The sequence below is a fragment of the Mesorhizobium sp. PUT5 genome, from assembly GCF_052216645.1.
Classification (GTDB): domain Bacteria; phylum Pseudomonadota; class Alphaproteobacteria; order Rhizobiales; family Rhizobiaceae; genus Mesorhizobium.
On sequence record NZ_JBQOSO010000003.1, the window covers coordinates 1,320,053 to 1,338,009 of the forward strand.

General features: G+C 68.2%; 17 protein-coding genes. 16 read left to right on the forward strand and 1 reads right to left on the reverse strand.

Features of this window, described 5'->3' with window-relative positions; genetic code table 11:
• Positions 1-5 precede the first annotated feature (5 nt).
• From ACTDI4_RS07885 to ACTDI4_RS07925, 9 genes are all read left to right on the forward strand, one after another.
• Positions 6-2,048 (forward strand): hydantoinase/oxoprolinase N-terminal domain-containing protein, encoded by a 2,043-nt coding sequence (locus ACTDI4_RS07885; protein ID WP_442840622.1) that lies wholly within the window; start codon positions 6-8, stop codon positions 2,046-2,048.
• A 120-nt stretch (positions 2,049-2,168) separates the two neighbouring features.
• Positions 2,169-4,349, forward strand: coding sequence for a malate synthase G (locus ACTDI4_RS07890; protein WP_442840623.1), 2,181 nt, complete (start codon positions 2,169-2,171; stop codon positions 4,347-4,349).
• A 9-nt stretch (positions 4,350-4,358) separates the two neighbouring features.
• Positions 4,359-5,036, forward strand: coding sequence for a tRNA (adenosine(37)-N6)-threonylcarbamoyltransferase complex dimerization subunit type 1 TsaB (gene tsaB, locus ACTDI4_RS07895; RefSeq protein WP_442840624.1), 678 nt, complete (start codon positions 4,359-4,361; stop codon positions 5,034-5,036).
• Between the two features lie 40 nt (positions 5,037-5,076).
• On the forward strand, positions 5,077-5,571 hold the full coding sequence (gene rimI / locus ACTDI4_RS07900; RefSeq protein ID WP_442840625.1) for a ribosomal protein S18-alanine N-acetyltransferase: 495 nt from the start codon (positions 5,077-5,079) through the stop codon (positions 5,569-5,571).
• Between the two features lie 29 nt (positions 5,572-5,600).
• Positions 5,601-6,401 carry a lysophospholipid acyltransferase family protein gene (locus ACTDI4_RS07905; RefSeq protein ID WP_442840626.1) on the forward strand — a complete coding sequence of 267 codons (801 nt, stop codon included), beginning with the start codon at positions 5,601-5,603 and terminating at the stop codon, positions 6,399-6,401.
• A 59-nt stretch (positions 6,402-6,460) separates the two neighbouring features.
• Positions 6,461-7,846 (forward strand): tRNA (N6-isopentenyl adenosine(37)-C2)-methylthiotransferase MiaB, encoded by a 1,386-nt coding sequence (miaB, locus tag ACTDI4_RS07910; RefSeq protein WP_442840627.1) that lies wholly within the window; start codon positions 6,461-6,463, stop codon positions 7,844-7,846.
• A 73-nt stretch (positions 7,847-7,919) separates the two neighbouring features.
• Complete coding sequence (locus ACTDI4_RS07915; protein WP_442843296.1) at positions 7,920-8,912, forward strand: PhoH family protein; 993 nt, start codon at positions 7,920-7,922, stop codon at positions 8,910-8,912.
• A gap of 24 nt (positions 8,913-8,936) precedes the next feature.
• The gene (gene ybeY / locus ACTDI4_RS07920) at positions 8,937-9,437 is read left to right on the forward strand and encodes an rRNA maturation RNase YbeY (RefSeq protein WP_442840628.1); all 501 of its coding nucleotides are present in this window, start codon (positions 8,937-8,939) and stop codon (positions 9,435-9,437) included.
• Positions 9,438-9,465: 28 nt separating this feature from the next.
• Positions 9,466-10,539, forward strand: coding sequence for a hemolysin family protein (locus ACTDI4_RS07925; protein WP_442840629.1), 1,074 nt, complete (start codon positions 9,466-9,468; stop codon positions 10,537-10,539).
• A gap of 41 nt (positions 10,540-10,580) precedes the next feature.
• Here ACTDI4_RS07925 and ACTDI4_RS07930 read toward each other — a convergent pair whose 3' ends face one another.
• Complete coding sequence (locus ACTDI4_RS07930) at positions 10,581-10,952, reverse strand: nuclear transport factor 2 family protein (protein ID WP_442840630.1); 372 nt, start codon at positions 10,950-10,952, stop codon at positions 10,581-10,583.
• 108 nt (positions 10,953-11,060) lie between these two features.
• Here ACTDI4_RS07930 and ACTDI4_RS07935 point away from each other — a divergent pair, with 108 nt between their 5' ends.
• From ACTDI4_RS07935 to ACTDI4_RS07965, 7 genes are all read left to right on the forward strand, one after another.
• Entirely contained in the window at positions 11,061-11,861 is an 801-nt protein-coding gene (locus tag ACTDI4_RS07935; RefSeq protein WP_442840631.1) for a helix-turn-helix domain-containing protein, read from the forward strand.
• A gap of 73 nt (positions 11,862-11,934) precedes the next feature.
• The gene (gene lnt, locus ACTDI4_RS07940; protein ID WP_442840632.1) at positions 11,935-13,527 is read left to right on the forward strand and encodes an apolipoprotein N-acyltransferase; all 1,593 of its coding nucleotides are present in this window, start codon (positions 11,935-11,937) and stop codon (positions 13,525-13,527) included.
• Between the two features lie 138 nt (positions 13,528-13,665).
• A complete protein-coding gene (locus ACTDI4_RS07945) occupies positions 13,666-14,085 on the forward strand; it encodes a helix-turn-helix domain-containing protein (protein WP_442840633.1) in 420 nt (139 codons plus the stop codon).
• 230 nt (positions 14,086-14,315) lie between these two features.
• Positions 14,316-15,599: a methionine adenosyltransferase gene (metK, locus tag ACTDI4_RS07950; protein ID WP_442840634.1), complete on the forward strand. Its 1,284-nt coding sequence runs from the start codon at positions 14,316-14,318 to the stop codon at positions 15,597-15,599.
• A 12-nt stretch (positions 15,600-15,611) separates the two neighbouring features.
• Complete coding sequence (trmB, locus tag ACTDI4_RS07955; RefSeq protein WP_442840635.1) at positions 15,612-16,313, forward strand: tRNA (guanine(46)-N(7))-methyltransferase TrmB; 702 nt, start codon at positions 15,612-15,614, stop codon at positions 16,311-16,313.
• A gap of 196 nt (positions 16,314-16,509) precedes the next feature.
• A complete protein-coding gene (locus ACTDI4_RS07960) occupies positions 16,510-17,457 on the forward strand; it encodes a Bug family tripartite tricarboxylate transporter substrate binding protein (protein WP_442840636.1) in 948 nt (315 codons plus the stop codon).
• Complete coding sequence (locus ACTDI4_RS07965) at positions 17,454-17,939, forward strand: tripartite tricarboxylate transporter TctB family protein (protein ID WP_442840637.1); 486 nt, start codon at positions 17,454-17,456, stop codon at positions 17,937-17,939. Before ACTDI4_RS07960 ends, ACTDI4_RS07965 begins: the two co-directional genes overlap by 4 nt.
• Positions 17,940-17,957 lie beyond the last annotated feature (18 nt).

The following is a 17,957-nucleotide window of genomic DNA, read 5'->3' on the forward strand; positions in this document are numbered from 1 at the left end:
ATGAAATGACCTCTACGCCTGTTTCTTCCCTGCCGTCTGTCGGCCCCCTGTTCCTCGGCATCGACACCGGCGGCACCTATACCGACGCCGTTCTGTGGTCGGAGGCCGGCGGCGAAAAGGGCACGGTGCTGGCCAAGGCCAAGTCGCTGACCACGCGCCACGACCTTGCCGTCGGCATCTCAGGCGCCGTGGGCACGGTGCTGGAGAGGGCGGCGGTCGACCCGGCCGGGATAAAGCTGGTGTCGATGTCGACCACGCTCGCCACCAACGCGCTGGTGGAAGGGCAGGGCGGGCGCGTGGCGCTGGTCATGATCGGCTTCTCCGAGGCCGATCTTGGTCGCGACGGGCTCAAAGCCGCGCTGGGCGCCGATCCGGTCGTGTTCTGCCGCGGCGGCCATGATGTGCACGGCAACGCCGCCCCGCTCGACCTTGCCGAGTTGGAGGAAGCCCTGCCGGAGCTGGCTGGCTCGGTGTCGGGCTTTGCCGTCTGCGCCTATTTCGCCACCCGCAACCCCGCCCACGAACTGGCCGCGCGCGAGCTGATCCGGGAAAAGACCGGCCTGCCCGTCACCTGTTCCCACGAATTGTCGTCCAAGCTCGGCGGCCCGCGCCGGGCGCTGACCACGCTGCTCAACGCCCGCCTCATCTCCATGATCGACCGGCTGGTGGCGGCGACGGAAGGCTTTCTGGCGGCGCGGCATATAGAGGCGCCGCTGATGGTGGTGCGTGGCGACGGCGCGCTGGTCTCGGCCGCCTTCGCCCGCCAGCGGCCGATCGAGACCATCCTGTCCGGGCCGGCGGCCTCGCTTGTCGGCGCCCGCCACCTGACCGGGCTGGACGACGGCGTGGTCTCCGACATCGGCGGCACCACCACCGACGTCGCGGTGCTGGACCATGGCCGCCCGCGCCTCGATCCCGAAGGCGCCACGGTCGGCGGCTTCCGCACCATGGTGGAGGCGGTGGCCATGCGCACCTTCGGCCTCGGCGGCGATTCCGAGGTGGCGATTGCCGACGGGTCGCTGGAACCGAAGATCCTGCTCGGGCCGCGCCGGCTGGTGCCGCTGGCGCTTGCCGCCGCAAGCCATGGTGCGGCGGTCGCAGCCGAGCTGGAACGGCAGTTGCGGGCGCCCAATCCCGGCCGCATGGACGGCCGCTTCGCCCTGCGCACCGGCGTGCCGGAGCAACTGGCCGCCGGCCTCGCCAGCGCCGAAGCCCGGCTCTACGAGGCGATCGGGGCGGTGCCGCTGCCGCTCGACCGGCTGCTCACCTCCAACGCCCAGAACGCCACGCTGAACCGGCTGGTGGCGCGCGGGCTGGTGCATGTGGCGGGCTTCACGCCGTCGGACGCCGCCCATGTGCTGGCCCGCCAGGCCAATTGGGACGCGGCCGCCGCCCGGCTCGGCGCGGAGCTGTTCGCCCGCCGGCGCGACGGCCGCGGCCAGGCGATTGCCGCCACGCCGGAAGACTTCGCCGAGCGCGTGCTGGCCGCGCTCACCCGCCTGTCGGCCGAGGTGATCCTGGAGACGGCCTTCGCCGAGGACGGGCTCGACGGCGCGGCCACGGTGGCGCATGCGCTGGTGCAGCGCGCGGTGGACGCGCATCCCGGCATCGCGCGCTTTTCGGTGGCGCTCGACCGCCCGGTCATCGGGCTCGGCGCCTCGGCGCCGCTGCATTATGCGGGGCTTCCCCCGCTTGTCGGCAATGCCTGCGTGGTGCCGCCCGATACCGACGTGGCCAATGCGCTGGGCGCCGTGGTGGGGCAGGTGCGGGTTTCTGCGGAAGCGCGCGTCAGCCAGCCCAAGGAAGGGCTGTTCCGCGTCTCGGCCGGCGCGGACATCCGCGATTTCACCGAGGAGGCGCCGGCGCTGGCCGCCGCCGAGGCGGATGCGCGCGCCATTGCCATGGAGCGCGCGCGGCAGGCCGGCACGGACGAAGCCGAGATCGGCGTCGCCCGGGACATCCGCGCTTCCGTGGTGGAGGGCCAGCGCATGTTCGTCGAGGCGCATATCGTGGCCACGGCCTCGGGCCGGCCGCGCATCGCGGTCTGAGGCGGCCAATGCCCGTGAAAGCCGGATGAAACCCTTGAAGAATTGACCCCGGCGGCCTGCCGTGCCAAAGCCGCCGCGACTGGAATTGCCCTTGCAGGGCTGCATTGCTGGAGAATGTTGATGACTGATCGCGTCCAGGTCGCGGGGCTGCAGGTTGCCCGTGTGCTTCATGACTTCATCGGGGTTGAGGCCATTGCGGGCACCGGGGTAGCTGCGGATGCGTTCTGGCGGGGTTTTTCGGCGCTCGTGCATGAGCTGGCGCCGCAGAACCGGGCGCTGCTGGCGCGGCGCGACGAGCTGCAGCAAAGGCTGGACGACTGGTATCGCGCCAATGGCGCGCCGGCCGACATGGAGGCCTACAAGGGCTTCCTGAGCGAGATCGGCTATCTGGTGCCGGAAGGCCCGGCCTTCGCGGTGACGACGGACAATGTCGATGCCGAGATCGCGCAGGTGGCCGGGCCGCAGCTGGTGGTGCCGATCACCAATGCGCGCTATGCGCTCAACGCCGCCAACGCCCGCTGGGGCTCGCTCTACGACGCGCTCTACGGCACCGACGCGATCCCCGAGACGGACGGGGCCGAGAAGGGCCGGGGCTACAACCCGGTGCGCGGGGCGAGGGTCATCGCCTGGGCGAAGGACTTTCTCGACGTTTCCGCGCCGCTGGCGTCCGGCTCCTGGGCCGAGGCCGGCGCGCTGGCGGTGACGGACGGCAGGCTCGTCGCCGGCGCGACCGGGCTGGCCGATCCGGCGCAGTTCGTGGGCTGGCGCGGCGAGGCGGCGGCGCCGTCGGCGGTGCTGCTGGTCAAGAACGGCCTGCATGTCGAGATCGTCGTCGACCGGCAGAGCGCCATCGGCAAGGCCGATCCGGCCGGCATCGCCGACATGGTGCTGGAGGCGGCGCTGACCACCATCCAGGACTGCGAGGATTCGGTGGCCACCGTCGATGCCGGGGACAAGGTGCTGGCCTACCGCAACTGGCTGGGGCTGATGAAGGGCGACCTGGCCGAGAGCTTCGACAAGGGCGGCACCACGATCACCCGCACGCTCAATGCCGACCGCGAATACACCGCGCCCGGCGGCGGCACGCTTTCGCTGCCCGGCCGCTCGCTGATGCTGGTGCGCAATGTCGGCCACCTGATGACCAACCCGGCGATCCTGCTGGAGGACGGCTCGGAGGTGCCGGAAGGCATCATGGACGCGGCGGTGACGGCGCTGATCGCGCTGCACGACGTCGGCTCGCAAGGGGGCGCGGCCGGGCGCCGGGGCAATTCGCGCGCCGGCTCCATGTATGTGGTCAAGCCCAAGATGCACGGGCCGGAGGAAGTGGCCTTCGCGGTGGAGGTCTTCGCGCGGGTGGAGAAGCTGGTCGGCATGGCGCCGAACACCATCAAGGTCGGCATCATGGACGAGGAGCGGCGCACCACCGTCAACCTCAAGGAATGCATCCGCGCAGCCAGGGACCGGGTGGTGTTCATCAACACCGGCTTCCTCGACCGCACCGGCGACGAGATCCACACCTCGATGGAGGCCGGGCCGATGATCCGCAAGGGCGACATGAAGCAGGCGGCCTGGATTTCCGCCTACGAGGCGCGCAACGTCGACGTCGGGCTGGAATGCGGGCTGGCCGGCCATGCCCAGATCGGCAAGGGCATGTGGGCCATGCCCGACCTGATGGCGGCGATGCTGGACCAGAAGATCGCCCACCCCAGGGCCGGCGCCAGCACCGCCTGGGTGCCGTCGCCGACGGCGGCGACGCTGCACGCCACGCACTATCACAAGGTCGACGTGCATGCGGTGCAGGAGAAGCTGAAGAGCCGGCCCAGGGCGAAGCTGGACGACATATTGTCGGTGCCGGTGGCGGTGCGGCCGAACTGGACGGCGCAGGAGATCCAGCACGAACTGGACAACAACGCGCAAGGGATACTCGGCTATGTGGTGCGCTGGATCGACCAGGGCGTCGGCTGCTCCAAGGTGCCGGACATCAACGATGTCGGGCTGATGGAGGACCGCGCCACGCTGCGCATCTCCTCGCAGCACATCGCCAACTGGCTGCGCCACGGCGTCTGCACCGAGGCGCAGGTGATGGAAACCATGAAGCGCATGGCGGCGATCGTCAACCGCCAGAACGCCGGCGACCCGCTCTACCGGCCGATGGCCCCCGGTTTCGACGCCTCCATCGCCTTCCAGGCCGCCTGCGACCTCGTCTTCAAGGGCGCCAGCCAGCCCAACGGCTACACCGAACCGGTGCTGCACGCCAGAAGGCTCGAACTGAAGCACAAGGAGAGAGGCCTGGCCTCTTAGCTCTTCGCGGTGATCCTCCTCGCCATCGACTGCTCGGCCAATCTGTGCGCGGCCTGCGTCTATGACGCGCTGGCCGGCAGGGACCTCGGCCGCTCGGTGCTCGACCTCGGCAAGGGCCATGCCGAGCATCTGATGGACGTGATCGCCCAGGCCCTGCAACGGGCGGGCAAGACCTATGCCGACCTCGGCGCAATCGCCGTCTCCACCGGGCCGGGCTCGTTCACGGGCGTCCGCGTCGCCGTCTCGACGGCGCGCGGGCTTTCGCTGGCGCTGAAAATCCCCGCCATCGGCGTGACCACGCTCGAAGCGCTGGCGGCCGAGGCGGCAGGGACGTTTCCAGGCCGCGCCGTGCTTGCCGCGCTCGATGCCGGCCGCGCAGAGATCCACGCCGCTCTCTACGACCAGGGCCGGCAAGTGCGCTATGGTCCCGCCGTGATGACCCTGGAACAGGCGATCGCCATGGCGAACGAGACATTGGCCGTTCTGGCCGGCACCGCCGCGGCCTTGATATCCGAGGCGGCGGGCGCGAACTTCGACATCGGCGCCTCCGCCGCCACCGCCGACATCGCAACCTATGCGCGGCTGGCGGCGGCAAAGGGCGGCGGGGGCAGGCCGAAGCCGGTCTATCTGCGCGAGGCGGACGCCAAGCCGCAGGCGGGATTCGTGCTGCCGAGGGCCGTGCCTTGACGGCGGCCTGCCGGCGCGTCGGAAAGATGGGGTGGCGGATATGCGCGTTCCTTTCCTGAAACCCCGCCGCAAGGATTATGCGCTTTCCCCGCTCGCCGCGGAGGACGGCGCGGCCCTTTCCGCGCTTCACCAGGAAGATTTCGTGCGGCCGTGGGCGGAGGGCGAGTTCACCGCCCTGCTCGACCAGGACACGGTGTTCGGCTTTGCCGCGCGCGAGGTCGGCAGGGGCGTGGCGCCTCCGGTCGGCTTCGTGCTGGCCCGCCTTGCCGCCGGCGAAGGCGAGATCCTGACCATTGCCGTGGCGCGCGCGCATCGCCGCCGCGGCCTCGGCTGGAGGCTGATGGATGCGGTGCTGCGCGAGCTGTACGGCCAGCGCGCCGAGGCGCTGTTCCTGGAGGTGGACGAGACCAACGCCCCCGCCATCGCGCTCTATCGCCGGCTCGGCTTCCGCGAGGTCGGCAAGCGGCCGAACTACTACCGCTCGCCCGAGCACGGCTCAACCGGCGCGCTTGTCATGCGCCGCGATCTTCGCTAGCCGGAACGCGGGACAGCATCGGGGCGCGGATGATCGGCAAAATCAGGATTGCGCTGGCATTAGCCCTCGTCGTCGCAAGCACCGCGCTCGTCGTGCCGCTCCAGCTTCTGTCGCTGAAGACCGGCCTGCTGCGCGAGACGGTGATGCCGCGCCTGTGGCACCGCAGCATCGTGCGGGCGCTGGGCCTCCGGGTCCATGTGCATGGCGCGCTGGCGGCACGGCGTCCGCTCCTGATCGCCTCCAACCACATATCGTGGACCGACATCGTCGTGCTGGGATCGCTGGCGGACGTGAACTTCATCGCCCGGGCCGACATGGAGGGCTGGCCGCTGATAGGCTGGCTTTCCAAGCTCCAACGCACCGTCTTCATCCAGCGCAATCGCAGGCGCACCGCCGGCAGCCAGGCCGGAGAGATCGCCAGCCGGCTGGGCAGGGGCGACGCCATGGTGCTTTTCGCCGAGGGTACGACCGGCGACGGGAACGTGGTGCTGCCGTTCAAGAGCACGCTGTTCGGCGCGGCCTCCATGGCCATTTCCGAAGGCGCGGGCGAAGAGGTGTTCATCCAGCCCGTCGCGATCGCCTATACCCGGCTGCACGGCGTACCGATGGGGCGCCGGCATCGCCCGCACGCGGCCTGGATCGGCGACCAGGACCTGGGGCCGCACCTTATGGAGCTGCTGGCGGAGGGCGCCATGGACGTGGAGGTGCATTTCGGCGAGCCGGTCGCCTTTTCGGCGTCGTCCAACCGCAAGGAGACCGCGCGGCTGGTGGAACGGCAGGTCGCCGGCATGATGCGGGCCGCGCTCGCCGACCCGCGGCCCAGCGCCTGACCGGCGGTGGAGGCAAAACCGTCTGTTTTTTGTCGCCGAAAGGGTCTAGAAGCCGCTCCATGGAAGCTGAAACGACAGTGCAGGACGGCGGCGCGAGGGCTGGCGGGGACAAGAAGGTCTTCGTCAAGACCTATGGCTGCCAGATGAACGTCTATGATTCCCAGCGCATGACCGATGCGCTGGCGCAGGAAGGCTATGCGCCCACGCAGGTGATCGAGGAAGCCGACCTCGTCCTGCTCAACACCTGCCACATCCGCGAGAAGGCGGCCGAGAAGGTCTATTCCGAGCTTGGCCGCATCCGCGATCTCAAGGCCGCGCGCGCCGAGGCCGGACGCGAAACGGTCATCGGCGTCACCGGCTGCGTGGCGCAGGCCGAGGGGCGCGAGATCATCCGCCGCGCGCCGGCGGTCGACCTTGTGGTCGGTCCGCAGACCTACCACCGCCTGCCGGACGTGCTGGCCCGGGTGCGCGGCGGCGGCAAGGTGGTCGAGACCGACTACGCCATCGAGGACAAGTTCGCGCATCTGCCCGCCCAGAAGGCGGCGCAGGTGGCAAGGCGCGGCTTCACCGCCTTCCTCACCGTGCAGGAAGGCTGCGACAAGTTCTGCACCTTCTGCGTGGTGCCCTATACGCGCGGCTCGGAAGTGTCGCGTTCCGTCGCGCAGATCGTGGCGGAGGCCGAGCGGCTGGCCGAGGCCGGTGTGCGCGAGGTCACCCTGCTCGGCCAGAACGTCAACGCCTGGCACGGCGAGGGCCCCGACGGCAGCGAATGGGGGCTTGGCCGGCTGCTGTTCCGGCTGGCGGAAATTCCCGGCCTGGCGCGGCTGCGCTACACCACCAGCCATCCGCGCGACATGGACGACGAGCTGATCGAGGCCCATCGCGACCTGCCGTCGCTGATGCCCTATCTGCACCTGCCGGTGCAGTCCGGCTCCGACCGCATCCTCAAGGCCATGAACCGCCGCCACAAGGCGGCCGACTATCTGCGGCTCATCGAACGCATCCGCGCCGCGCGCGCCGACATCGCCATGTCGGGCGACTTCATCGTCGGCTTCCCGGGCGAGACCGACGCCGATTTCGAGGCGACGATGGAGATGGTGCGCCAGGTGGGCTACGCCTCGGCCTTCTCCTTCAAATATTCGCCGCGCCCGGGCACGCCGGGAGCCGAGATGGACGGCCATGTCGAAGAAGCGGTCAAGGACGAGCGCCTTCAGCGGCTGCAGGCGCTGATCGTGGAACAACAGCACGCTTTCACGGTTTCAATGGCCGGCAGGACGATGTCGACGCTGATCGAGAAGCCAGGCCGCCGGGCCGGCCAGCGGGTCGGGCGATCGCCCTGGCTGCAGCCTGTGATTGTTGATGAAAAGGCCGGCGGAATCGGTGAGATTATCGAGGTGCGAATCACAGGTACCGGCCAGAACAGCCTGTTTGCGGAGCCGGCATGAGGCCGGCACCCGAAAGGAGAGACGCTTGAGCGCTGCCGATCTGAAGATCACCGCCCCCTCCGGGGCCTCGGACATGGCGCATATCGTACTGACCTTCGACAACAACAAGCTGGCCAGCGCCCTTTACGGCCAGTTCGACGAGAACTTGGCGCGGCTGGAGCAGAAGCTCGGCGTCGATATTCGCTCGCGCGGCAACCAGTTGACCATCAAGGGCGATCCGGGCGCGGCCGAGCAGGCGCGCCGGGCGCTGGACAGCCTCTACGACATTCTCCAGAAAGGGGCGGACATCGGCCAGTCCGACGTGGACGGCGCCATCCGCATGGCGGTGGCCGCCGACGACCAGCTCACCTTGCCGACGCTGGAGCGCAAGGGCCGCGTGGCGGCCGCACAGATCTCCACCCGCAAGAAGACCATCTACGCGCGCTCCCTCAATCAGGACGCTTATATGCGCGCCTTGGAGCGCTCCGAGCTTGTCTTCGGCATCGGCCCGGCCGGCACCGGCAAGACCTATCTGGCGGTGGCGCATGCCGCCATGCTTCTGGAGCGCGGCATGGTGGAACGCATCATCCTGTCGCGTCCGGCGGTCGAAGCGGGCGAACGGCTGGGCTTCCTGCCCGGCGACATGAAGGAGAAGGTCGATCCCTATCTGCGCCCGCTCTATGACGCGCTCTACGACATGATGCCGGGCGACAAGGTCGAGCGTGCCATCGGCGCCGGCGTCATCGAGATCGCGCCGCTGGCCTTCATGCGCGGGCGCACGCTGGCGCACGCCGCCGTCATCCTGGACGAGGCGCAGAATACCACGCCCATGCAGATGAAAATGTTCCTGACCCGGCTCGGCGAGAATTCGCGCATGATCGTCACCGGCGACCCGACCCAGATCGACCTGCCGCCCAACACGCGCTCCGGCCTGGTGGAGGCGCTGCGCATACTGGACGGGGTGCCCGGCGTCGTCACCGTGCGCTTCAACGACGGCGACGTGGTGCGCCATCCGCTGGTGGCCGAGATTGTCAAGGCCTACGACCGCGACGGCAAGGTGGCCCGCGGGCTGGGCGTGGAAGGATGACGACCGCTGTCTGAAACGTCGCCGATGACAAACGGGCAAATACTTCTTGCCGCCCCGCTCGACATCGACCTTTCTGTCGAGGCGGGCGAATGGCCGCCGCAGGAAAGGCTGGCCGAGCTGGTCGACCGTGCCGCCGCCGCCGTCTTCGCCGAGGTCGGGGCCTTCCATGGCGGCCGCTCGGAACTGAGCGTGGTCTTTTGCGACGACGCCGCGATCCGAAAGCTGAACGCGGACTGGCGCGACAAGGACAAGCCGACGAATGTCCTGTCCTTTCCGGCATTTGCGGTCGCGCGGAGCGAGGCGCTTCCGCCCATGCTGGGCGACATCGTGCTGGCCGCCGAGACCGTGACGCGCGAGGCGGCACTGGAAGGCAAGCCCGTCGAGAACCATATCATCCATCTGGTGGTGCATGGCCTGTTGCACCTGCTCGGCCACGACCACGAGACCGATCCGCAGGCGGAGGAAATGGAGGCGCTCGAGCGCGCCGCGCTGGCCAGGCTTGCCATTCCCGATCCCTATGCGTAACTAACCGTCAGAAACCAACCGGACCGAGATGACCGAGAAACCAGAGTCTGCCGCCCATACGGACGCCGGCAGCATGCCAAAGGCTTCCGCGAAGCCTGAAGAAGACCCGAGTTCGAGTACCCAGTCCGGCGCGGCGGCGCCCGAGCCGTCTTCCGCCGGACCCTCCCTGTTCGGACGCGTGCTCGGCCTGTTCCGGCACCGCAACGGCACCAGCCTGCGCGAGGAGATCGTCGACGCGCTGGCCGAGACGGAAGGCGGCGCCGGTTCCTTCTCGCCGGGCGAGCGCGCCATGCTCAACAACATCCTGAGGCTGCGTGAGGTGCGCGTCGAGGACGTGATGGTGCCGCGCGCCGACATCCAGGCGGTGGAGATCGGCACCAAGCTGGCCGATCTGCTGGGCGTGTTCGAATCCTCCGGCCATTCGCGCATGCCGGTCTATGCCGAGACGCTGGACGACCCGCGCGGCATGGTCCACATCCGCGACGTGCTGGCCCACATCAATCGCGTCGCCCGCGTCAAGAAGGGCCGCGCCACGCGCAAGGCGCCGGCCGCGGCCGTGCTCGACCTGACCCGCGTCGATCTTTCGCGCACCATCGGCGAACTCGACCTCATCCGCCCGGTGCTGTTCGTGCCGCCTTCCATGCTGGCTTCCGACCTGATGGGCCGCATGCAGGCCACCCGCACACAGATGGCGCTGGTCATCGACGAATATGGCGGCACCGACGGGCTGGTGTCGCTGGAGGACATCGTGGAGATGGTGGTCGGCGACATCGAGGACGAGCACGACGACGACGAGCCCATGATCACCCGCACCGGCGACGGCGTGTTCGTGGTCGACGGCAAGGCCGAGATCGACGACGTGGCCAAGATGATCGGCGAGGACTTCGCCGCCGGCGAGCACGGCGAATCCGTCGACACCATCGGCGGCATGATCTTCAACACGCTGGGCCGCGTTCCCGCGCGCGGCGAGGTGGTGCAGGCCATTCCCGGTTTCGAGTTCCATGTGCTCGACGCCGACCCGCGCCGCGTCAAACGCGTGCGCATCGTGGAAAGCCAGAAGGCCGGCCGCCGCCGCGCGGCCACCCGCGCGGAGCAGGCCTAGGCAATGGGGACCGCGCCTGCCGCGGTCCCATCGCCAATTCGTCAGGCTGACGGAGCGAAGTCCAGGAAACCGATCACGCTTTCGATGCGGCCGGCCCCATCCAGCCTGACCATGTCGGTGCCGCCGGCGACCGCCTTGCCGTTTTCCGGCGCGAGATCCCAGGAAAAGCGGACCCACGCACCGTGGCCGTCCGGCGTACCGCGCAGGGCGAAGCTGTGGCCTGGAAATTGGGCACGCGCCCCGGAGATCATGGCGGCGATGCCGTCGCGCCCTTCGCCCGACATGAGCGGGTCGGCATAGCGCGCCGAGGCGGACCAGTTGCCGGCGATGGCGGCCTTGCGTCTGGTGTCGTCCGCCTCGTTCCAGGCGGCGAGATAGGTTTCGGCGATTGCCAGAGGTGACGGATGCGTCATGAAGGTTCTCCTTGTTGAGGTACCGCTTGACCATGCCGGCTCTGCTGCGCCGGTTCGATTACCTGTGAGGTAATGCCATCGGGATTTTTGCGCGGTACAGTTCCGGCCATGACGACGACTGCCGAATCCGTTGGCGACCTTCTGCGCGCGTGGCGCCAGAGACGTCGCTACAGTCAACTCGATCTCGCCGGGGAAGCGGGTGTCTCGACGCGCCACCTTTCCTTTGTCGAAACGGGACGAGCCAGCGCAAGCCGCGAGATGCTGGTGCGGCTGGCCGAACAACTCGGCATGCCGCTTCGCGCGCGCAACCGGCTGCTTCTGGCCGGCGGGTTCGCGCCCGCCCATGGGGAACTTTCGCTCGATGCTCCCGACATGAGCGGTGTGCGCGCGGTGCTGGACGCCGTCCTCGCCGGCCATGCGCCGTTCCCCGCCCTGGCGGTGAATGCGCATTGGGAGTTGATCGCCGCCAACGAGGCGGTCGCGGCCCTGCTGGAAGGGGTTTCGGCGGCGCTGCTGGTGCCGCCGGTGAACGTGCTGCGGCTGAGTCTGCATCCCGACGGACTCGCGCCGCGCATCGACAATCTCGGCGAATGGCGTCATCATCTGCTGGAGCGCCTGCGGCTGCAGGTGGAAGCCTCCGGCGATGCGCGGCTGGCCGCGCTTCATTCGGAACTGGCCGCGCTGCCATTTCGCGCAGGCAGGACGCCGCCAAGAGCGCCGAGCCCGGTGGCAGTGCCGCTGCGGCTACGCGATCCTTCTTCCGGCGTCCCGCTGTCGCTCTTGTCGACCACCACCGTTTTCGGCACCGCCACGGACGTCACCTTGGCGGAAATCGCGCTGGAATGCTTCTACCCGGCCGATGAGGGAACGCGCGCCTTCTTTCTCGATGCGCATAACGGTGACGCTTGATGTGCGAGTGCATTTGGCGCGTGGACTCGGGGCTGATACGTTTGCCGTCGATTCGCGTTGATCGGACGGTTTCATGCAGCGCCTTGCCGGCCGGATAATTCTACTGTGGGGTTGGCGCCGCGCGCTGGTTGCCTTCCTGGCCGGCGCGCTGGCCGTTTTGGGGCAGGCTCCCTACGACTTCTTCGCCGCCTGCTTCCTTTCCTTTCCCGTGCTGGTCCTGCTGCTCGACGGCGCCGCCGGCGAGGCCGGTGCCGGGCCGCTCGGACGGCTGAAACCGGCCTTTGCGGTGGGCTGGTGGTTCGGCTTCGGCTATTTCCTGGCCGGCCTGTGGTGGATCGGCGGCGCGCTGCTGGTCGAGGCCGACAGCTTCGCCTGGGCGATGCCGCTGGCGATCGTGGGCATTCCCCTGGTGCTGGCCTTCTTCTATGGCTTCGCCACCGCGGTCGCGCGGCTGATGTGGAGCGACGGCATCGGCCGCATCGCCGCCACCGCCTTCGGTTTCGCGCTTGCCGAGTGGCTGCGCGGCTTCCTGTTCACAGGCTTCCCCTGGAACGCGATCGGCTACGCCGCCATGCCGGTGCCGCTGATGATGCAGGCCGTTTCCGTGATCGGCATGAACGGCATGAACGCGCTGGCCGTCTTCGTTTTCGCCATGCCCGCCCTGCTGGCCGGACGCCGGCACATATGGGCCGGCGCGGCTCTTGCCGCGTTGCTTGTGGCGGCCGACCTCGGCTTCGGCTATGTCCGGCTCGCCGCGCCGGAGCCGCCGGCATCGCGCCACCTCGACCTGCGCATCGTCCAGCCCTCGGTGGACCTGTCTGAGAAATGGGACGCCTCGGTGCGCGACCGCATCTTCGCCACCATGCTGGCGATGTCCTCCGAGCCGCCGCAAAAGGGGCATGAGAAGCCGCAACTCATCCTGTGGCCGGAAACGGCGGTGCCGTTCCTGTTCACGGAGCGGCCGGACGCGCTGACGGCCATCGGCGACATGCTCACCGACGGCCAGATGCTGCTTGCCGGCGCCATCCGCGAGGAGGGGCCGGCGACCGCCGGCGGAGACGCCCGCTACTACAATTCCGTCGTTGCCATCAACGATCAGGGCGAGATCGTCGATGCCGTCGACAAGGTGCATCTGGTTCCCTTCGGCGAGTATCTGCCTTTCGATGACCTGTTTTCGCGCCTCGGCATCGACCAGTTCGTCGCCGGCCCTATGTCGCTTTCAGCGGGTAGCAGTCGCCATCCGATAACAATTCCGGGTAGTATCCAGGCTGCGCTGTTCATCTGTTATGAAGTCATCTTTCCCCAATTGGTGGGAGTTGACGTAGCGTCAAGTGAGCTTATTGTGAACGTCACGAACGACGCATGGTTCGGCGACACGCCGGGCCCGTATCAGCATTTTCGGCAGGCGCAGGTCCGCGCTGCGGAAAATGGACTGCCGCTGCTGCGGGTGGCCAACAACGGCATATCCGCGGTGGTCGACCCACGCGGGCGGGTTGTCGATGCCTTGGCGATCAACGCGAGGGGGGTGATCGATGTGCGTTTGCCGATCTGGAGGCAGGACACCGTTTCGGCCGGTCAACGAACCACCAACGGCTTTGTCGTCATTATCCTTCTCGTCGCAACGTCGCTGATCGCGATCGCCACAACGAGGCTGCGGGCGAATTGACAGCCCATATATTAGAAATTCATATTCTAGCCGCTTGATACGGGGGTGGGACGGCGGCCATTCGCACGATTAGTGGCCGTCGCCTTTCGTTCGAGCCCAAAAAAAGCAGAAAAGCCGGAACAATTCGGCGAGGAAAACATGGCTGAAGACAACAAGAAGAAACCGAATCCGATCGACACGCACGTTGGGAGCCGCATCCGCCTTCGACGCAACATGCTCGGCATGAGCCAGGAAAAATTGGGCGAGAGCCTTGGCATAACGTTCCAGCAGATCCAGAAATACGAGAAGGGAACCAACAGGGTAGGCGCCAGCCGCCTGCAGGCCATCGCCTCCATCTTGGGCGTTCCGGTGGCCTTCTTCTTCGAGGACGCGCCGGGCCAGGAAGCGTCCGCGAACCGCGGCTTCGCCGAGGACAGTTCCATGGCCTATGCCGCCGAATTCTGCTCCACGACCGAGGGGGTGCAGCTCAACCGCGCCTTCGTCAGGATCGCGGACCCCAAGGTGCGCCGCCGCATCATCGACCTGGTGAAATCCCTTTCCGACGAGGGAGCAGGTTGAAAGAATTTCCTTCCTGCGCGGCCTTGGGGCCCGGGCGGCCCGTTGCGCCGAGGCCGATGTCCCCGGGCAGCACTTGCCGTGTGCGGGCGGTGCGGAAGAAGAATCTTTCCGGGCCGGCCGGGATTTGAACCCGGCGTCCGGGCGCCCGGCTTGACGAGAGTGGCGCCGCATGGCTACACGTTTCGCGCCAGGATCGGCCGGTGGCCGATCGCTTTCAAGAGGGGACACCCGTGACGCGGCATAACTATCTCTTCACTTCGGAGTCCGTTTCCGAGGGCCATCCCGACAAGGTCTGCGACCGCATTTCCGACGAGATCGTCGACCTCGTCTACCGCGAGGCGCGCAAGACCGGCATGGACCCCTGGAAGGTGCGTGTCGCCTGCGAGACGCTGGCCACCACCAACCGCGTCATCATCGCCGGCGAGGTCCGCGTTCCGGAAACGCTGCTGAAGAAGGACAAGGACGGCAACGTCGTCAAGGACGCGAGCGGCCATCCCGTCGTCAACCCGTCCAAGTTCCGCTCCGTGGCGCGCAAGGCGATTCGCGAGATCGGCTACGAACAGCAAGGCTTCCACTGGAAGACGGTCAGGATCGACGTGCTGCTGCACGGCCAGTCGCCCGACATCGGCCAGGGGGTCGACAACGCCGCCGACCGCCAGGGCGAGGAAGGCGCGGGCGACCAGGGCATCATGTTCGGCTATGCCTGCCGCGAGACGCCGGACCTGATGCCGGCGCCGATCTACTACAGTCACAAGATCCTCGAGCTTCTGGCCGCCGCCCGCCACAAGGGCGAGGGCGAGGTCGCCAAGCTCGGTCCCGACGCCAAGAGCCAGGTCACCGTGCGCTATGTCGACGGCAAGGCCGCGGAAGTCACCCAGATCGTGCTTTCCACCCAGCATCTCGACGAAAGCTGGGATTCGAAGAAGGTGCGCCAGGTGGTCGAGCCCTATATCCGCGAGGCGCTGGGCGATCTCGAAATCGCGCCTGACTGCAACTGGTACGTCAACCCCACCGGCAAGTTCGTCATCGGCGGCCCGGACGGCGACGCCGGCCTGACCGGCCGCAAGATCATCGTCGACACCTATGGCGGCGCGGCCCCGCACGGCGGCGGCGCCTTCTCCGGCAAGGACACCACGAAGGTCGACCGCTCGGCCGCCTATGCGGCGCGCTATCTGGCCAAGAACGTGGTGGCGGCCAAGCTCGCTGACCGTTGCACCATCCAGCTTTCCTATGCCATCGGCGTGGCCCAGCCGCTGTCGGTCTATGTCGACCTGCACGGCACCGGCAAGGTCAACGCGGCCACGCTGGAGGAAGCCCTGCGCGAGGTGATGGACCTTTCGCCCAGCGGCATCCGCCGGCATCTCGACCTCAACCGCCCGATCTATGCCAAGACCACCGCCTACGGCCATTTCGGCCGCAAGCCGGGCCGCGACGGTTCCTTCTCCTGGGAGAGGACCGACCTGGTCAAGGCGATCAGGGATGCGGTCTCGCGCAGAGAGGCGCTGGCCGCCTGACGGCAAAGGGTCATGACATCCGAGACGAGGCGCAGCCGGTCGAGCGAGGCTTTCTTCGGCCGGCGGCACGGCAAGACGATACGCCCGCAGCAGGCGGCGGCGCTGGAGGCGGGCCTTGCCCGTTATGGCGTCGACCTCTCTGTCGCGCCGCCAGCCGATCTGGCCGGACTGTTCCCGGCGCAGGTCTCGCAGGTACGGCTCGAAATCGGCTTCGGCGGCGGCGAGCATCTCCTGCATGAAGCGGCCGCGCATCCCGATGTCGGCTTCATCGGCGTTGAGCCCTTCGTCAACGGCATGGCCAAGCTGATGAAAGCGCTGGCCGACAGGCCGCTCCCCAACCTGCGCGTCTATGACGACGATGCCGTGCGCCTGCTGGACTGGCTGCCGCCGGCCTCGCTTGCCGGCATCGACCTGCTCTATCCCGATCCGTGGCCCAAGAAGCGGCACTGGAAGCGGCGCTTCGTCGGTCAGGCCAATCTCGACCGCTTCGCGCGTGCGCTGAAGCGCGGCGGCCGCTTCCGGTTCGCGTCCGACATCGACAGCTACATCAACTGGACCCTGCTGCATTGCCGTGCCCACGGCGCCTTCGAATGGCAGGCCGGACAGGCGGACGACTGGCATCGGCCCTATGAAGGCTGGCCCGGCACCCGCTATGAGGCCAAGGCCGTGCGCGAAGGCCGCCGCCCGGCCTATCTTTCCTTCGCGAGATCCTGACCGGCCGGCCGGCGGACGCCTTTTGTGCAATGCCAGCGGGCGCGGTTGACAAGCTGTCGCAGCCAACGCTTATCTGTGGTTTGACCGCGCGCCCGGTTTTCCCGAGGCGCCGCGGAAGAATGACGGCGTGTCAGAACGCCGCGCACCGCCTGCATCCGCAGGCGAGGAAAGATTGTACCGGAGGAGGAAAAACTCGATGCGCAAGCTGCTGTTCACCGTCGCCGCTGTCGCCATGCTGGCGGCTGGCAACGCCTTTGCCGCCGAATACAAGATCATGGCGCCTGCCGCACCCGGCGGCGGCTGGGATCAGACGGCGCGCACCATGCAGACCGTGCTGCAGGACGAGAAGATCGCCGACAATGTGCAGGTCAACAACGTGCCGGGCGCCGGCGGCACGATCGGCCTTGCGCAGTTCGTCAACCAGGCCAAGGGCGATGCGTCCCAGCTCATCGTCGGCGGTTACGTCATGGTGGGGGCCATCCTCACCAACGCTTCGCCGGTGACCCTCGACCAGGTGACGCCGATCGCCCGTCTCACCGGCGAATACGAGGCGCTGGTCGTGCCCGCCGCCTCCGACATCAAGGACATGGCCGGGCTGGTGGAGAAGCTCAAGGCCGATCCCGGCTCGGTCTCCTGGGGCGGCGGCTCGGCCGGCGGCACCGATCACATCACCGCCGGGCTGATCGCCAAGGCGGTCGGCGTCGATCCGACCAAGGTCAACTACATCGCCTTTGCCGGCGGCGGCGAGGCGCTGGCGGCCATCCTCGGCGGCCAGGTCACCGTGGGCATTTCCGGCTATGGCGAGTTCGAATCGCAGATCAAGGCGGGTCAGTTGCGCATGATCGGCATCTCCAGCGAGGAGCGTGTCGCCGACATCGACGCGCCGACCTTCAAGGAAGGCGGTGTCGACGTGGCGATCCAGAACTGGCGCATGATCGCGGCCGCGCCCGGCATCAGCGACGAGCAGAAGGCGGCCATCGGCGCCGACATCGAAAAGATGGTGAAGTCGAAGTCGTGGCAGGATGCGCTCTCCGCAAAGGGCTGGGCCGACACCTATCTGGCCGGCGACGATTTCAAGGCGCAACTCGCCGAGGACGTCTCTTCCACCACCAGCATCCTGAAAGATGTCGGGCTGATCAAGTGAGCGCGGACGGCCCGTCGCCGGCCCGGCGCGGCCCCGACCGGCCGGCGCTGGTCATCGCGGCCGCGCTGGCCGCGGTGGCGGTCGTCATCGCCTGGAGCACCGCCAGCATGGGCGGCGCCGGCGCCTATTCGCGCGTCGGCCCCACCGCGTTCCCCTATGCGATCGCGGCGGTGCTGTTCGCCCTGGCCGTCTGGACCGCCTTTGCGGCGCTGCGCGGCGACTTTCCCGAGCGCGAGCCGCAGAAGGTCGGACCCGTCGTATGGATCGTCGGCGGGCTCGCCGCGCAGATGCTGCTGCTGCATGCGGCCGGCTTCTCCATCGCCACGGGGCTGCTGTTCGCGGCCACCGCGCGCGGCTTCGGGCGCGGGCCGCTGTGGCTGACCGTGCCAGTCGGCATCGTGCTGTCCTTCGTCCTGTGGGTGATCTTCGCCAAGGGCCTGCAATTGTCGCTGCCGGCGGGGCCGCTGGAGCGACTGGTGTAATCGCGAAAGGGTAAGGGC

Coding starts and splice junctions, on each gene's coding strand:
- ACTDI4_RS07885 (WP_442840622.1), top strand. CDS start 6: ATGACCTCTACGCCTGTTTCTTCCCTGCCGTCTGTCGGCCCCCTGTTC.
- ACTDI4_RS07890 (WP_442840623.1), top strand. CDS start 2,169: ATGACTGATCGCGTCCAGGTCGCGGGGCTGCAGGTTGCCCGTGTGCTT.
- rimI (WP_442840625.1), top strand. CDS start 5,077: ATGCGCGTTCCTTTCCTGAAACCCCGCCGCAAGGATTATGCGCTTTCC.
- ACTDI4_RS07905 (WP_442840626.1), top strand. CDS start 5,601: ATGATCGGCAAAATCAGGATTGCGCTGGCATTAGCCCTCGTCGTCGCA.
- miaB (WP_442840627.1), top strand. CDS start 6,461: ATGGAAGCTGAAACGACAGTGCAGGACGGCGGCGCGAGGGCTGGCGGG.
- ACTDI4_RS07915 (WP_442843296.1), top strand. CDS start 7,920: ATGGCGCATATCGTACTGACCTTCGACAACAACAAGCTGGCCAGCGCC.
- ybeY (WP_442840628.1), top strand. CDS start 8,937: ATGACAAACGGGCAAATACTTCTTGCCGCCCCGCTCGACATCGACCTT.
- ACTDI4_RS07925 (WP_442840629.1), top strand. CDS start 9,466: ATGACCGAGAAACCAGAGTCTGCCGCCCATACGGACGCCGGCAGCATG.
- ACTDI4_RS07930 (WP_442840630.1), bottom strand. CDS start 10,952: ATGACGCATCCGTCACCTCTGGCAATCGCCGAAACCTATCTCGCCGCC.
- ACTDI4_RS07935 (WP_442840631.1), top strand. CDS start 11,061: ATGACGACGACTGCCGAATCCGTTGGCGACCTTCTGCGCGCGTGGCGC.
- lnt (WP_442840632.1), top strand. CDS start 11,935: ATGCAGCGCCTTGCCGGCCGGATAATTCTACTGTGGGGTTGGCGCCGC.
- ACTDI4_RS07945 (WP_442840633.1), top strand. CDS start 13,666: ATGGCTGAAGACAACAAGAAGAAACCGAATCCGATCGACACGCACGTT.
- trmB (WP_442840635.1), top strand. CDS start 15,612: ATGACATCCGAGACGAGGCGCAGCCGGTCGAGCGAGGCTTTCTTCGGC.
- ACTDI4_RS07960 (WP_442840636.1), top strand. CDS start 16,510: ATGCGCAAGCTGCTGTTCACCGTCGCCGCTGTCGCCATGCTGGCGGCT.